Origin of the sequence: Pseudomonas fluorescens (assembly GCF_900215245.1) — a bacterium.
Lineage (GTDB): Bacteria > Pseudomonadota > Gammaproteobacteria > Pseudomonadales > Pseudomonadaceae > Aquipseudomonas > Aquipseudomonas fluorescens.
This window is the reverse complement of record NZ_LT907842.1, coordinates 6,038,071-6,052,265: the sequence shown is the minus strand read 5'-3', so window position 1 is coordinate 6,052,265 and position 14,195 is coordinate 6,038,071. Positions and strand designations below refer to the sequence as shown.

The following is a 14,195-nucleotide window of genomic DNA, read 5'->3' as shown; positions in this document are numbered from 1 at the left end:
CGCGCGAACAGAGGGTGGTTACGGCAGGGCGTAGGCGATCACGTAGTCGCCACGGTCAGTGGACTGGCGTGCGCCGCCGGCAGTGATGACGATGTATTGCTTACCGGTTTTCGGCGAAACGTAGGTCATCGGGCCGCCCTGGCTGCCGACGGGCAGGCGGGCTTTCCACACTTCATCACCGTTGCCGCTGTTGAAGGCGCGCAGGTAGAAGTCCTGGGTGCCGGCGATAAAGATCAGGCCGCCCTGAGTCGACAGTGTACCGCCGAGGGTCGGCAGGCCAACCTTGATCGGCAGGTGCATGCGGATACCCAGTGGGCCGGTGTCTTCAACGGTGCCGACCGGCACTTGCCAGGCGATCTGCTGGGTCTTCATGTCGATGGCGGTCAGGGTGCCGAACGGCGGCGCCTGGCACGGAATGCCGGCCACCGACAGGAAGCGGTTTTTGTTCACCGCATACGGCGTGCCCTTGAGCGGCACGGCGCCCATGCCGGTGTTCAGGGCTTCGCCACCGGACGCGGCCTGGGCCTTGTTCTGCGACGGGATCATCTGGATCCACAGGCCCAGGCGCATGTCATTGACGAAGATAAAGCCGTGCACCGGGTCGGTGGAGATGCTGCCCCAGTTCATGCCGCCCAGGGAGCCCGGAAAGCTCAGCGATTTATCGGTGCCCGGCGCGGTGTACAGGCCGTCGTAGCGCATGCCTTTGAAGTCGATACGGCACAGCAACTGGTCGTACGGCGTGGCGCCCCACATGTCCGATTCGCGCAGCGTCTGTGCGCCGATCTGCGGCATGCCGACCGATTTTGGCTGGGTCAGCGAGTAAGGCTCATTGGGAATGTTCGCGGCCTTGACCGGGACTTCCTTGACGTCGGTCAGCGGCTTGCCGGTGGCGCGGTCGAGCACATAAATCTGCCCGGCCTTGGTGCCGATCACCACGGCCGGTACAGGCTTGTTGCTGCCCGGTGGGGTGAAGTCGATCAGGCTCGGCTGCATCGGCAGGTCGAAGTCCCACAGGTCATTGTGGACAGTCTGGTACACCCACTTTTCTGCGCCGGTGGAGGCGTCCAGGGCCAGCACCGAGGCGCCGTACTTATGGTTGAGCTGGGTGCGTTCCACGCCATAGATGTCGGTGGAGGAGCTGCCCATTGGCAGGAACACTGTGTTCATCAGCGGGTCGTAAGACATCGGCGCCCAGCTGTTCGGTGTGCTGCGCACATAGGTACTGCCGGCCGCTGGGGCCTGCTTGTCTTCGGGGTTGCCTGGGTCGAAGGCCCAGCGCATTTGCCCGCTGATCACGTCGAAACCACGGATCACGCCGCCCGGCATGTCGGTTTGCACGTTATCGGCGACACGCCCGCCGACCACCACGGTGGTGCCGGCGATCAACGGTGCCGAGGACAATTGGTAGTAGCTGTCCGGTACCGCGCCCAGGCCGGCTTTCAGGTCCACTTGGCCGTGGGAACCGAAGTCTTCGCAGAATTTACCGGTGTCGGCATCCACGGCGATCAGGCGTGCATCGATGGTGTTGGTCAGCAAACGGCGCTGGCATTGCGCACCGGCCGGGACGCTGGCGGCAATGATCGGCGAGCTGTTCGGTTGGGTCGGCTGGGCGATCGTCGCGGTGGCATCGAAATAGGCCATGCCACGGCAACGCTGCCATACCGCCGACTTGGCGTTGACCTCGTTCTTCCACAGCTCTTTGCCAGTGTCGGCGTCCAGCGCGATCAGGTTGTTATGCGGTGTGCAGATGAACACCTTGTTGCCGATCTGCAGGGGCGTCAGTTGGTCTTCGGCACCGTTGCCGTCGCTGATGGCCACGTCGCCGGTGTGGTAGGTCCACGCCACCTTGAGCTTATTGACGGTGTCGCGGTTGATCTGGTCCAGCGCCGCAAAACGGCTGCCGCCTTCGGTATTGCCGTAGTGCGCCCAATCTTTTTGCGCGTCAGCTGCGGCGACCGGCGTGATGCCAGGGCCGGTGCCGGTTGGGGCGACGCTTGGGTGAGCGACGAACATATTGCCCGCCGCAACCGCCACGCCGACGGCCATCACGGCAGCGATGCCATACGCACCGCGTGCAGGCCGGCCAACCAGCAGCGGATACATCAGCGCCACCACCAGGCCGATCACCGCAAACATGAACAGCCGCGAGAACAGCGGCCAGAACACCAGCCCCACATCCGCCACCGCCCATACGGCCGTGCCGACCAAGAAGGCTGCGAATAGCCACGCGCCGGCCGGTTTGCGCTGCGCAATCATCAGGCCGGACACCGCCATGGCCACGCCACCGACGAGGAAGTACCAGGAACCGCCCAGGCTGACCAGCTTGGCGCCGCCAACGGCCAGGGCCACGCCGAGCAAGGCGATGACCACGCCCAGGCCCAGCAGGAGATATCGTGAGGCGCCAGTGGCGCGGGATGCTCGTTTCATGTCGACAGGACTCAACGGTGAGTGACTAAGGGTCGAATGTTAGCAAGATAAGTAACTGGTTAGTACATTCTGTCCTGTAATAGTCTTTTACAGGCTTGAGGGGGATCGGCGGTCTGCGGCGTCATGCCGCAGCCGCGTCGCTGGAACGCAGCCAGGCCGGTCATGTGCGCGGGCGGCGGGCTGACCTCATTCGGTCGGTGTGCAGGGCGCCTGCGGGGGGAGGGATGCGCCAGGCATCGAGCAACCGTCACTCGTGAGGCGACGCCTTAAAGGACAGTCGCCATGCCTGTTAAACCAACGCGCCATACGGCAATAGTCACGCGCTCATCGGCATCGCGACGCTGCGCTTTGCCTGTGGCGATTGCCGTGGCCCACTTTTCTAGAACTTGAAGCGCCCCACCAACCCCTTGAGCTGACCGGAAATGTCGGTCAAGCGGCCCGAGCCGGTCTGTGCCGAGTGGGCAAAGCCTTCCACCAACTGCGCATCGGCATGGATCTGCGCGATGTGCCGGTTGATTTCTTCGGCCACCTGATGCTGCTCTTCAGCGGCCGTGGCGATCTGGGTGTTCTGATCGCGAATCGAGTCCACCGAGCCACGGATCTTGTCGAAGCTGTCGCGGGCTTGCTGGATGCGCTCCACGCTGGTGTGCGACACCAGCAGGCTCCCCTGCATCTGCTGGGTGACTTCCTGAGTGCGGCGGGCGAGGTTGCCCAGCAGGCTGTCGATCTCGCCGGTGGAGTCGGCGGTGCGCCGGGCCAGGGCGCGCACCTCGTCGGCGACCACCGCAAAGCCACGGCCCTGGTCCCCGGCGCGTGCCGCCTCGATCGCTGCGTTGAGCGCGAGCAGGTTGGTCTGTTCGGCGATTGAGCGAATGGTGTCGAGGATGGTGTTGATGTTCTTGCTGTCCTGCTCCAGCAACTGCATGGTCTGGGTCGAGCGCTGCAGGTCTTCGCTCAGCTTGAGCACGCTGCCGGTGGCTTCACCGATGTGCTGCTGGCCGTCGTGCACGTCGCGGTAGCCTTCGTCGGCACTCGACGCGGCGGCGCTGCACGAGCGTGCGACTTCGTTGGCGGTGGCCACCATTTCATTGAAGGCGGTGCTCACCAGCTCCACGGCTTCGCGCTGGCGACCGGCCGCCTGGTTCATGTTGTTGGCCACTTCGCTGGTGTCGGCGGCAGCGGCTTGCAAGTCGGTTGAGGCACTGCCGATACGCTGCACCAGTTGGGCGATCATGCCCAGGAACTGGTTGAACCAGCCCGCCAGGCTGGCGGTTTCGTCCTTGCCCTGGACCTTGAGTTGGCGGGTCAGGTCGCCTTCCCCTTCGGCAATCTCTTGCAGGCCATCGGCGACCCCGCGAATCGGCCGCACGATGACCCGGGCGAAGCTGGCGCCGACAATTGCGAAGATCACCGCCAACACCGCAGCAATCGCTGCGATCAGCCAGGTGAGGCTGGAAGCTTGCGCCATCACTTCATCGCGTTTGATCAGGCCGATGAAGCGCCAGCCCAAATCTTTGGAACTGACCACGTTGGCCATGTAGGCCACGCCGTCGATGTCGATCTGGGTCACGCCGTCGCCGCGCTTGGCCAGCTCGGCGTAGTTGGCGCCCAGGTCCGCCAGGGGCTTGAAGTTGTGCTTGGCATCGCTGGGGTCCACCAGCACGTTGCCGTTGGCTTCCACCAGCATCAGGTAGCCGCTGTCACCCAGCTTGATGTTGCGCACCAGCTCGGTGAGTTGCTTGAGCGACACGTCCAGGCCGACCACACCGAGAATCGCCCCGCTGGCATCGGCAACCGTGTGCACGGTGCCGATCAGCGTCACATCGTCCGGCGCCCAGTAGTAGGCCCCGGTGCGCACGGTTTTGCCCGGTGCGGCGACGGCGGCCTGGTACCAAGGGCGCACACGCGGGTCGTAGTTGCTCAGTTTGGTGTCATCAGGCCAACTGGCGTAGCCGCCGTCCTTCAAGCCCAGGGACAAGTAGGCGGTGCTCGGGTGGCTCTTGGCGAACTGGTCGAAAATCGCCAACAGTTCTTGGTTGGTCGGCGTCAGCGGGATTTGCGCGGCGTCGGCGCCGGCGTAACTCTTCAGGTCTTTGGCCGCGACAACGCGCGGGTCCTTGGCCACGTACTCGACGTTCTGGCTGATGCCGTCGAAAAACTGCTTCATGCCATTGTCGATCTGGCGGATCTCACGGCCACTGCTGTCGAGGAAATTGGCCAGGGCCCCCTCGCGCAGATTCAACACGACGAGCACGGCGACCAGGATAACCGGCACGCACGCGACAGCGGCAAATGCCCAGGTCAGCTTTTGCTTGATATTCATGACTTCTCCCGCGGGTATTTATAGTTTTGGCAAGGGGGAACGGTGCACGTCGCATGTGTTTTTAAGGAAGGAAGCGGCCCATGCTTACCCCGGTATATCGACCGGGGCAGCGGGCACTTGAGGGCTTAAGCGCTGGGAAGACAGGTGGTCAACCGATACGGTCGCCACCCAGGGCATCACGCTGCATCGACTGCAGGTTTTTCTCGATGGTTTCGCAGATGGTTTCCATCTGGATCTGGTGTTCGCTGGAGCGGAACGGGCTTTGCAGGTCGGTGCCAATGCGCTCGATTGCCAGCAGCATAAAGCCCACCACCGTCGACGCCAGCGGGGTAAACCAACCCAGGGACTCCACCAGGCCCACCGGCACGATCAGGCAGAACAGCGAAATAAACAGCCGTGGAAAGTACACGTAGGGGTAGGGCAGCGGCGTGTTGGCGATACGCTCCATGCCGCCCTGGGCGTTGGACAGGTCCACCAGCGTCGACTCCAGGCGTGCCAGGCGAATGCTGTCCAGGTGCCCCGCCTTGTACTCCTTGGCCAGCAATGCCGCCGAGCCGGTGAGGATGTCATTGGCAAAGTTGTTGGTGGCGCCGTTGCGCGCGAACTCTGCGGCCGGGATAAACGCGCGCACTTCATCAGGGCACGGCTTGCCCCTGAGGTGCGCCGCCAGGCAATTCACATACGCCACATGGCGGCGTAGCAGGGTGGCTTTGATCGGGTTAACGTCGCCGTCCGCATCATCCAGCAGGGTCAGCACCTGGCGCGCGAAGCTACGTGAGTTATTCACCATGGCGCCCCACAGCGTGCGTGCTTCCCACCAGCGGTTATAGGCGCTGCTGTTACGAAAACTGATCAGCACCACCAGCGCCGAACCCAGCAGGGTAAGGGGCATCAGCGGCAAAGTGATCTTGGTGGTCAGGAACAGCATGAAGTCCACCGTGACGGCGACATCCCACAACAAGAGCCAGAACAGGGACCAGCCCACATAGCCCATGGTCTTGATGACCAAACGGTACTTTTTGATGATGGCGGCTTTCAAATGTGAACCTCGCGGCAGGCGGTAAGCAACAGTGCTTAAGCTCGGACGTCGGTTTGTGGAGAAAGGTTCGTGCTGGGCCTGAATCGTTTAAGTTACCTGAGACTCTGTTTCAAACATTCACTGACAGCCGGGTCGGCCAGGCGCACATTGCGAAGCGACGACGGGGTTGATTGTTACACAGCAAAAAAACCGCCGATTCGCATAGATCGGGCTTCCAGATAATCCATCACCTTTTAAACGCTGTCACTTTTGATAAAGGGCAGATATGCGCATATGCATTTAATTGTTTGCGTTAATGCATATTCACACCTAGGGTTACCCCGAGCCAGATCGGTACGCGCCCTCGAATACGGGCATCCCGGAACGTCGATAGCTCAGCAACACCGCTGCACCTTTACACGCTGGACGCGTGTGTTCATTCATGGAGGATTGAAAAATGTTAACCCCTGAAACAACCCGGTTCACCGGCGATACACAGCCCAACTGCCTGGTCGGCCATCTGCTCGACCCGCAATTGGTCGAGGTAGACGCGGCTCATCAGCCCAAAGCAATGGCCGCCGCCGGCCTGAATTTCAGCATGCAGAAACAAACCCAGACCAACTGGTGTTGGGCGGCGGTTTCCGCGTCGGTCGGTAACTACTACGGCACCGGGTCCTGGACCCAATGCGGCGTGGCCAGTAACGCGCTGGACCGCAACTGCTGCAACCAGCCGGGCCCCTGCAACGTCTACGGCTATCTGGACGCCGCTTTGCGGATCACGCGCAGTTACAACGGTATGAATCAAGGCTCGCTGCAGATGTCGGCCATCCAGAAGCAGCTCAACATGGGCCGCCCCATCGGTTTGCGTTGCGCCTGGTACGGTGGCGGTGCGCACTTTCTGGTGATCTATGGCACCAACGGCAATTACCTGTTGATCGCCGACTCGATCTACGGCTATTCGACCCGTGCCTTGAACGCGTTCCCCGGTTCGTACAACGGCGGCGGCAATTGGACCAACACGTACTTCACCGTAAAAAACTGAGGAGGGCTGCATCATGCAACTGACTTATCCAAAGGCGCCTTCCAACGGCGTACAGGTACTGCGTCCAGCGCTGCAAGCTGCGCTGCACACCCAGGGCTTCGGCATCAATCGCCAATTCGCGGCCGCTGTGCCGGGCCAAATCAGGCTGAGCGAAGGCTATCGTGGCTACTCGCTCAGCCTGGAGGACCTGAGCCTCGGTAAAGGCCTGAAAGACGCTAAGGTCGGTGATTGGCATTACCTGGTGTTTGCCGATGGCGCGACGATTGCCGACGCGCAATTGGCCGACGTACGCGGGCACGTCGAGTTCGCGTCGCTCAACCATGGGACGCTGGCAGCGGCGACCGTGGAGGCGCTGAAACTGGCGGAACAGTCGGCGCAATTGCAGGGTAAAACCGTGGAACTGCGCGTGTTATTCATCTCGGCACTGCACGTTGTGGCCATCTGGCTGCACGCCGACGGCGAAGAGGTGCTGATCCCGATTGAGCCGACGCCCAAGGACCTGGCGATCACGCAGTTGTACAGTGAGGCGGCGCTGCTTGCGTTGCTCAAGCCAGCGGCTGAACAGGCCCGTCAGCGCTTCGCTGCAGACACCCGTGGCGAATTGGGCAGTTGATAACAGCCTGAGGTAAACAAGCCCGGACAGTGTCCGGGCTTTTTTTTCGAAGCGAGTCAGCGATGCGGGCGCCATGAAGCGGTACTGTGAATGTCGTCGGCCCATGGCCGGCGCCTCGAACTGCGCCCTGAGCGTAGACGATGCACTTACAACGGGGTCAGCACATTCATCACGGTGTCCAGCGCCACGCGGGTGTCATCCAGTTGCACCAGTGAGGCGTGCCGGGCGCCGAGCGCGTCGCGATTCTGGATGGCGGTGAGGATGGCCTTGTGGCGGGGCAGGCTGAGGCCCTGGATGTCCGGGCGGCGGTTGGTGATGTTGATCGACTCGCGCAGCGGCAGCGAGAGCATGTTGCACATGTAGGCGAGCAAGTCGTTGCGGGTCGCGTCGGCAATCGCCCGGTGAAAGTCCAGGTCGGCTTGCAACAGCTCGTCGTGGGTCTTTGCGGTCTCCATGCCCACGTAGGCTTTTTCGATGGTGGCGATGTCTGCGTCGGTGGCGGTGGTCGCGGCCATGGCGGCGATTTCCGGTTCGAGAATGCGCCGCACACCGGCCAGGGTGTTGAAGAACTCACTGTGGGGCGTGGACTGCATCAGCCAGGACAACACGTCCGGGTCGAGCAGGTGCCATTTCAAGCGTGGCCGCACCACCGCGCCCACCCGTGGCTTGGAATACACCAGGCCCTTGGCGCTGAGCACCCGCGTCGCCTCGCGCAACACCGAGCGGCTGACCTTGTACTCCTCGCAGAGCGTGGCCTCCATGGGCAGGCGTTCTTCAGGTTTGAAGCGGCCGGAAACGATGTGCATGCCCAAGTCCTGAACGATCTGGGCATGCATGCTCTTGCGCGGCTTGGGCGGCTGGTGATCCATAACGAACGGGAGGCTCTGGCTAAATAAGCGGCATCATAGCATCCCAATTAGTGGGAATGACGCGGGACTTCAGCCCCACGGCAACCCACCAGGAAGTCAAAGTCGCAGCCTTGGTCCGCTTGCAGCACGTGGTCGATGTACAGCTGACGGTAGCCGCCGACGATCAGCTTCTGCGGGGGGGCCAGGTCCGCCATGCGCGCCGCCAGCTCTGCGTCGGGGATGTCCAGGTGCAGGCGGCCATTGGCGCAATCGAGTTCGATCCAGTCACCTTCCTTCACCGTCGCCAATGGGCCACCGGCAGCGGCTTCCGGTGCCACGTGCAGCACCACCGTGCCATAGGCGGTGCCGCTCATGCGCGCGTCGGAAATACGCACCATATCGGTCACACCCTGGGCCAGCAGTTTGGCCGGCAAGCCCATGTTGCCGACTTCGGCCATGCCCGGGTAGCCCTTGGGCCCGCAGTTTTTCATGACCAGGATCGAGTTGGCATCCACGTCCAGCGCCGGGTCGTTGATGCGGGCCTTGTACATGTCGAAGTCCTCGAACACCACCGCACGACCACGGTGCTGCATCAACTGCGGGCTGGCGGCCGACGGCTTGAGCACCGCGCCCAGCGGCGCCAGGTTACCGCGCAGCACGCAAATGCCGCCGTCGGCGCGGATCGGGTTGTCGAGGGTGCGGATGACTTCGTCCTGGCCATAGATCGGCGAGTCCTTGGTGTTTTCGCCCAGGGACTTGCCATTGACGGTCAACGCGTGCGGATGCGGGATCAGGTTGGCTTCGCCCAGGCGGCGCAGCACGGCCGGCAAGCCGCCGGCGTAATAGAACTCCTCCATCAGGAAGCGTCCCGAGGGTTGCAGGTCGACGATGGTCGGCATGCCACGGCCCATGCGTGTCCAGTCATCCAGGTCGAGCTCGACGCCAATGCGCCCGGCAATCGCTTTCAAGTGGATCACCGCGTTGGTCGAACCACCGATGGCCGCATTCACGCGGATCGCGTTTTCAAACGCTTCCTTGGTGAGGATCTTCGACAGCTTCAAGTCTTCGCGCACCATCTCCACCGCGCGCATGCCGGACATGTGCGCCAGCACGTAACGCCGCGCATCCACCGCCGGAATCGCCGCGTTGTGGGGCAGGGAAGTGCCCAGGGCCTCGGCCATGCACGCCATGGTCGACGCGGTGCCCATGGTGTTGCAGGTGCCCGCCGACCGCGACATGCCACCTTCGGCGGCGAGGAAATCGTCCAGGGTAATCGTACCGGCCTTGACCTGTTCGCTGAGCTGCCAGACCACAGTGCCCGAGCCGATGTCCTGGCCCTTGTGCTTGCCGTTGAGCATCGGCCCGCCGGTGACCACGATGGCCGGCACGTCGCAACTGGCTGCACCCATCAGCAGGGCCGGGGTGGTTTTGTCACAGCCGGTCAACAGCACGACGCCGTCGATGGGGTTGCCGCGAATGGCTTCTTCCACGTCCATGCTCGCCAGGTTACGGGTGAGCATGGCGGTGGGGCGCAGGTTGGATTCGCCGTTGGAGAACACCGGGAACTCGACAGGGAAGCCACCGGCCTCGATCACGCCGCGTTTGACGTGCTCGGCGATCTGGCGGAAATGCGCGTTACACGGGGTCAGCTCCGACCAGGTGTTGCAGATGCCGATGATCGGTTTTCCGTGGAACTGATGGTCGGCGATGCCCTGGTTCTTCATCCAGCTGCGGTACATAAAGCCGTTCTTGTCGGCGGTGCCGAACCACTGGGCGGAGCGGAGGGCGGGCTTTTTATCAGGCATGATGGCTTCTCTTATTGTATGACTATATGTTCTATATGTGGCTAAACATAAGCGCAAAATCGAAGCTTTGGAAGTGTTGTTTTGCAAATAGTCCTACTATATAGTCCGTCTTAACTGAGGCATGACCCTGGCGGATTTTCGCGAGAGGCGTCCCCCGAGCTTCTATAAAAACAACAATCGGAGATCGACCCCCATGAGCCAGGAACTGCGGCTTATTCGGCGCATCACGCTGAAACTGATTCCCTTCCTGATCCTGCTGTACCTGGTCGCCTACGTGGACCGCTCGGCAGTCGGCTTTGCCAAGTTGCACATGGGCGCCGACGTCGGCATTGGTGACGCCGCGTACGGTCTGGGTGCGGGGCTGTTCTTCATTGGCTACTTCCTGTTCGAGATTCCCAGCAACCTGATGCTCGACCGTTTCGGCGCCCGGCGCTGGTTTGCGCGCATCATGCTCACGTGGGGCGCCATCACCATCGGCATGGCATTCGTACAAGGGCCACAGAGTTTTTACCTGATGCGCTTTCTGCTCGGTGCGGCGGAAGCCGGGTTCTTTCCGGGCGTTCTCTACTACATCACCCAATGGTTTCCGGTGCGCCATCGCGGCAAGATCCTCGGGCTGTTCATCCTGTCCCAACCCATCGCGATGATGATCACCGGCCCGGTGTCCGGCGGCTTGTTGGGCATGGACGGCATTCTTGGGCTGCACGGCTGGCAGTGGCTGTTTATCGTGATCGGCACCCCGGCGCTGCTGCTCACCTGGCCGGTGTTGCGCTACCTGCCGGACGGCCCCAAACAGGTCAAGTGGATGAGCGAGGACGAAAAGACCTGGCTCACCGGCGAGCTCAATAAAGACCTGCAAGCCTACGGCCAGACCCGCCACGGCAACCCGCTGCATGCGCTCAAAGATAAGCGCGTGTTGCTGCTGGCGCTGTTCTACCTGCCGGTGACCTTGAGCATTTATGGGCTGGGGTTGTGGCTGCCGACGTTGATCAAGCAGTTCGGCGGCAGTGACCTGGTCACCGGGTTCGTCTCGGCGGTGCCGTACATCTTCGGCATCATCGGCCTGCTGATCATCCCGCGCAGTTCCGACCGCTTGAACGACCGCTACGGCCACCTCGCGGTGCTCTATGTGCTCGGCGCCATCGGCCTGTTTTTGAGCGCCTGGCTGAGCGTGCCGGTGCTGCAAATGGCCGCGCTGTGCCTGGCGGCGTTTGCGCTGTTTTCCTGCACGGCAGTGTTCTGGACGTTACCGGGCCGGTTTTTTGCCGGCGCGAGCGCGGCGGCAGGGATTGCGCTGATCAATTCGGTGGGCAACCTCGGCGGCTACATCGGTCCGTTTGTGATTGGTGCACTCAAGGAATACACCGGCACCCTGGCCTCCGGTTTGTACTTCCTGAGCGCGGTGATGGTATTCGGGCTGGTGCTGACCGGCGTGGTCTACCGCCTGCTGGAGCGCAAGCACGTGCTGCCGGTCGAGCAATTCGCCGCCAGTGCGCGTGGCGCCACACGTACTTAATCGAGGAGTCACTTCATGCGTTTAGTTCAGTTCGAGTTACGTAACGGCGAGCGCCGCGTCGGCGTCGTGGAAGGCCGCACAGTGCGCGAAGTGCAGAGCGCCCGCAGCGTGCGTGAGTTGGCGCTGGCTGCCATTGAAGCCGGCGTGGGCCTGGCGCAACAGGTCAACCGCCTGGGCCTGGGTGACAGCTACGACTACGCGGCGCTGTTGGCCGACCTGAAAATCCTGCCCCCCCTCGACCACCCGGACCCGGCGCACATGTTGATCAGCGGCACCGGCCTGACCCACCTGGGCAGTGCTTCGGCGCGCGACAAGATGCACAAGCAAGTCGGTGACGACAGCGCCATGACCGACACCCTGCGCATCTTCAAATGGGGCGTGGAGGGCGGCAAACCCGCCGCCGGCCAAGCGGGCGTACAACCTGAATGGTTCTACAAGGGCGACGGCAGCATCGTTGTGCGCCCGGGCGCAGCATTCCCGGTGCCGCCGTTTGCAGAAGATGCCGGCGAAGAACCGGAGATCGGCGGCCTCTACGTGATCGGCCACGATGGCAAGCCTTATCGCCTTGGCTTCGCCGTAGGTAACGAATTTTCCGACCATGTGATGGAGCGCAAAAACTACCTGTACCTGGCGCACTCCAAACTGCGCAGTTGCAGCTATGGCCCCGAATTGCGCGTGGGCGAGTTGCCCCAGCACCTGGCGGGCACCAGCCGCATCCTGCGCGACGGCGAAGTGATCTGGCAGAACGAATTCCTCAGTGGCGAGGCCAACATGTGCCACAGCCTGGAAAACCTCGAATACCACCACTTCAAATACCGCCAGTTCCTCACGCCGGGCGATGTGCATATTCACTTCTTCGGCACCGCCACCTTGTCATTCGCGGACGGTATACGTATCCAGCCGGGGGATGTGTTCGAGATCAGCCAAACCGAATTCGGCGCGCCGCTGATCAACACAGTCGGTAAGGCCGACGCGGTGTTCGAACCCGGCAATGTCATCACCCTTTAAGGAGAACTCCATGACCTCGTTCCTCGGCCACAACTACATCGGCGGCCAGCGCAGTGCCCAGGGCAGCGTCACGCTCAACAGTGTCGACGCCAGTACCGGCGAATCCTTGCCCCAGGCCTTCTATCAGGCCACGCCCGAGGAGGTCGATGCCGCCGCCCGCGCCGCTGCCGCCGCTTACCCGGCCTACCGCTCGTTGAGTGCCTCGCGCCGCGCGCAATTCCTGGATGCAGTGGCCGACGAACTGGAGGCGCTGGGTGATGATTTCATTGAGTTGGTCTGCCGCGAAACCGCATTGCCGGCAGCGCGTATCAAAGGCGAGCGCGGGCGTACCAGCGGGCAGATGCGTTTGTTTGCCACGGTGTTGCGTCGTGGCGACTTCTACGGCGCACGTATCGACAACGCCTTGCCCGACCGCCAGCCACTGCCGCGCCCGGACCTGCGGCAATACCGCATCGGCCTCGGCCCGGTCGCAGTGTTTGGCGCGAGCAATTTCCCCTTGGCGTTTTCCACCGCGGGTGGCGACACCGCTGCGGCATTGGCGGCGGGTTGCCCGGTGGTGTTCAAGGCTCACAGCGGGCATATGGCGACCGCCGAGCGCGTTGCCGATGCGATCATTCGGGCGGCCGAGGCCACCGAGATGCCGGCGGGGGTATTCAACATGATCTTCGGCGGCGGCGTCGGCGAAGCACTGGTCAAGCACCCGGCGATCCAGGCGGTGGGCTTTACCGGCTCGCTCAAGGGCGGTCGCGCGCTGTGTGACATGGCGGCGGCCCGCCCGCAGCCGATCCCGGTGTTTGCCGAGATGTCGAGCATCAACCCGGTGATTGTCTTGCCCCAGGCGTTGCAGGCGCGCTCGGAAACAGTCGCCCGCGACCTGACCGCTTCGGTGGTGCAGGGCTGTGGGCAGTTTTGCACCAACCCCGGCCTGGTGATCGGCATCGCCTCGGCGCAGTTCACGGCATTCACCGAGCAAGTGGCACAACTGATCGGCGCTCAACCGGCGCAAACCATGCTCAACGCCGGCACCTTGAGCAGCTACGGCAAAGGCTTGGAAAAACTGCTCGCACACCCCGCTATTCAGCACCTGGCGGGTAATGCCCAAACCGGCAATCAGGCGCAGCCGCAGCTGTTCAAGGCCGATGTGCGTTTGTTGATCGACGGCGATGAAGTGCTGCAGGAGGAGGTGTTTGGCCCAACTACCGTGTTTGTCGCCGTGGCCGACCAGGCCCAACTCAGCCAGGCCTTGCACGGCTTGCACGGGCAACTGACGGCGACGATTATCGGCGAGCCCACCGACTTTGAGCAGTTCGCTGAACTGACGCCGTTGCTGGAGCAAAAGGTCGGCCGCATCCTTCTTAACGGTTACCCAACCGGTGTTGAAGTGTGCGATTCGATGGTCCATGGCGGCCCCTACCCGGCGACCTCCGATGCCCGTGGCACCTCGGTCGGCACCCTGGCCATCGACCGTTTCCTGCGCCCGGTGTGCTTCCAGAATTACCCTGATAGCCTGCTGCCTGACGCGTTGAAAAACGCCAACCCGTTACGTATTCAGCGGCTGGTGGATGGCATGCCTTCCCGCGACCCGCTGTAACACG

Annotated in this window: 9 protein-coding genes and 2 pseudogenes; 5 read left to right on the top strand and 6 right to left on the bottom strand. The window is 62.6% G+C overall.

Annotation, left to right across the window (positions count from 1 at the left end; translation table 11 throughout):
• Nucleotides 1-18: 18 nt before the first annotated feature.
• The 4 genes and pseudogenes from CPH89_RS27775 to CPH89_RS27765 all read right to left on the bottom strand — a co-directional run bounded on the left by CPH89_RS27775 (nt 19) and on the right by CPH89_RS27765 (nt 5,789).
• A complete protein-coding gene (locus CPH89_RS27775) occupies nt 19-2,427 on the bottom strand; it encodes a glucose/quinate/shikimate family membrane-bound PQQ-dependent dehydrogenase (protein ID WP_053256681.1) in 2,409 nt (802 codons plus the stop codon).
• A 379-nt stretch (nt 2,428-2,806) separates the two neighbouring features.
• Nucleotides 2,807-3,343: pseudogene (locus CPH89_RS31030) on the bottom strand (methyl-accepting chemotaxis protein); the annotation flags it as partial.
• Between the two features lie 372 nt (nt 3,344-3,715).
• Nucleotides 3,716-4,594: pseudogene (locus CPH89_RS31025) on the bottom strand (cache domain-containing protein); the annotation flags it as partial.
• A 304-nt stretch (nt 4,595-4,898) separates the two neighbouring features.
• Nucleotides 4,899-5,789: a bestrophin family protein gene (locus CPH89_RS27765; protein ID WP_053256679.1), complete on the bottom strand. Its 891-nt coding sequence runs from the start codon at nt 5,787-5,789 to the stop codon at nt 4,899-4,901.
• A gap of 436 nt (nt 5,790-6,225) precedes the next feature.
• Between CPH89_RS27765 and CPH89_RS27760 the strand changes: the two genes are divergently transcribed.
• Nucleotides 6,226-6,810 carry a papain-like cysteine protease family protein gene (locus tag CPH89_RS27760; RefSeq protein WP_053256678.1) on the top strand — a complete coding sequence of 195 codons (585 nt, stop codon included), beginning with the start codon at nt 6,226-6,228 and terminating at the stop codon, nt 6,808-6,810.
• A 13-nt stretch (nt 6,811-6,823) separates the two neighbouring features.
• Nucleotides 6,824-7,423 (top strand): hypothetical protein, encoded by a 600-nt coding sequence (locus CPH89_RS27755; protein WP_053256677.1) that lies wholly within the window; start codon nt 6,824-6,826, stop codon nt 7,421-7,423.
• Between the two features lie 146 nt (nt 7,424-7,569).
• Here CPH89_RS27755 and CPH89_RS27750 read toward each other — a convergent pair whose 3' ends face one another.
• Both CPH89_RS27750 and CPH89_RS27745 read right to left on the bottom strand, forming a co-directional pair.
• Complete coding sequence (locus CPH89_RS27750) at nt 7,570-8,292, bottom strand: FadR/GntR family transcriptional regulator (protein ID WP_053256676.1); 723 nt, start codon at nt 8,290-8,292, stop codon at nt 7,570-7,572.
• A gap of 47 nt (nt 8,293-8,339) precedes the next feature.
• Nucleotides 8,340-10,076, bottom strand: a complete 1,737-nt coding sequence (locus CPH89_RS27745; protein WP_053256675.1) for an IlvD/Edd family dehydratase — start codon at nt 10,074-10,076, stop codon at nt 8,340-8,342.
• 193 nt (nt 10,077-10,269) lie between these two features.
• Between CPH89_RS27745 and CPH89_RS27740 the strand changes: the two genes are divergently transcribed.
• From CPH89_RS27740 to CPH89_RS27730, 3 genes are read left to right on the top strand one after another with little or no spacing between them, the layout of a single operon-like run.
• Nucleotides 10,270-11,592: an MFS transporter gene (locus CPH89_RS27740; RefSeq protein WP_053256674.1), complete on the top strand. Its 1,323-nt coding sequence runs from the start codon at nt 10,270-10,272 to the stop codon at nt 11,590-11,592.
• 15 nt (nt 11,593-11,607) lie between these two features.
• Nucleotides 11,608-12,600: an AraD1 family protein gene (gene araD1, locus CPH89_RS27735; RefSeq protein WP_053256673.1), complete on the top strand. Its 993-nt coding sequence runs from the start codon at nt 11,608-11,610 to the stop codon at nt 12,598-12,600.
• A gap of 10 nt (nt 12,601-12,610) precedes the next feature.
• The gene (locus CPH89_RS27730) at nt 12,611-14,191 is read left to right on the top strand and encodes an aldehyde dehydrogenase (NADP(+)) (protein ID WP_053256672.1); all 1,581 of its coding nucleotides are present in this window, start codon (nt 12,611-12,613) and stop codon (nt 14,189-14,191) included.
• Nucleotides 14,192-14,195: the final 4 nt, after the last annotated feature.

What these genes read in the sequence shown, in the direction of transcription:
- CPH89_RS27775 (WP_053256681.1), bottom strand. Translation starts at nt 2,427, where the DNA reads ATGAAACGAGCATCCCGCGCCACTGGCGCCTCACGATATCTCCTGCTG.
- CPH89_RS27760 (WP_053256678.1), top strand. Translation starts at nt 6,226, where the DNA reads ATGTTAACCCCTGAAACAACCCGGTTCACCGGCGATACACAGCCCAAC.
- CPH89_RS27755 (WP_053256677.1), top strand. Translation starts at nt 6,824, where the DNA reads ATGCAACTGACTTATCCAAAGGCGCCTTCCAACGGCGTACAGGTACTG.
- CPH89_RS27750 (WP_053256676.1), bottom strand. Translation starts at nt 8,292, where the DNA reads ATGGATCACCAGCCGCCCAAGCCGCGCAAGAGCATGCATGCCCAGATC.
- CPH89_RS27745 (WP_053256675.1), bottom strand. Translation starts at nt 10,076, where the DNA reads ATGCCTGATAAAAAGCCCGCCCTCCGCTCCGCCCAGTGGTTCGGCACC.
- CPH89_RS27740 (WP_053256674.1), top strand. Translation starts at nt 10,270, where the DNA reads ATGAGCCAGGAACTGCGGCTTATTCGGCGCATCACGCTGAAACTGATT.
- araD1 (WP_053256673.1), top strand. Translation starts at nt 11,608, where the DNA reads ATGCGTTTAGTTCAGTTCGAGTTACGTAACGGCGAGCGCCGCGTCGGC.
- CPH89_RS27730 (WP_053256672.1), top strand. Translation starts at nt 12,611, where the DNA reads ATGACCTCGTTCCTCGGCCACAACTACATCGGCGGCCAGCGCAGTGCC.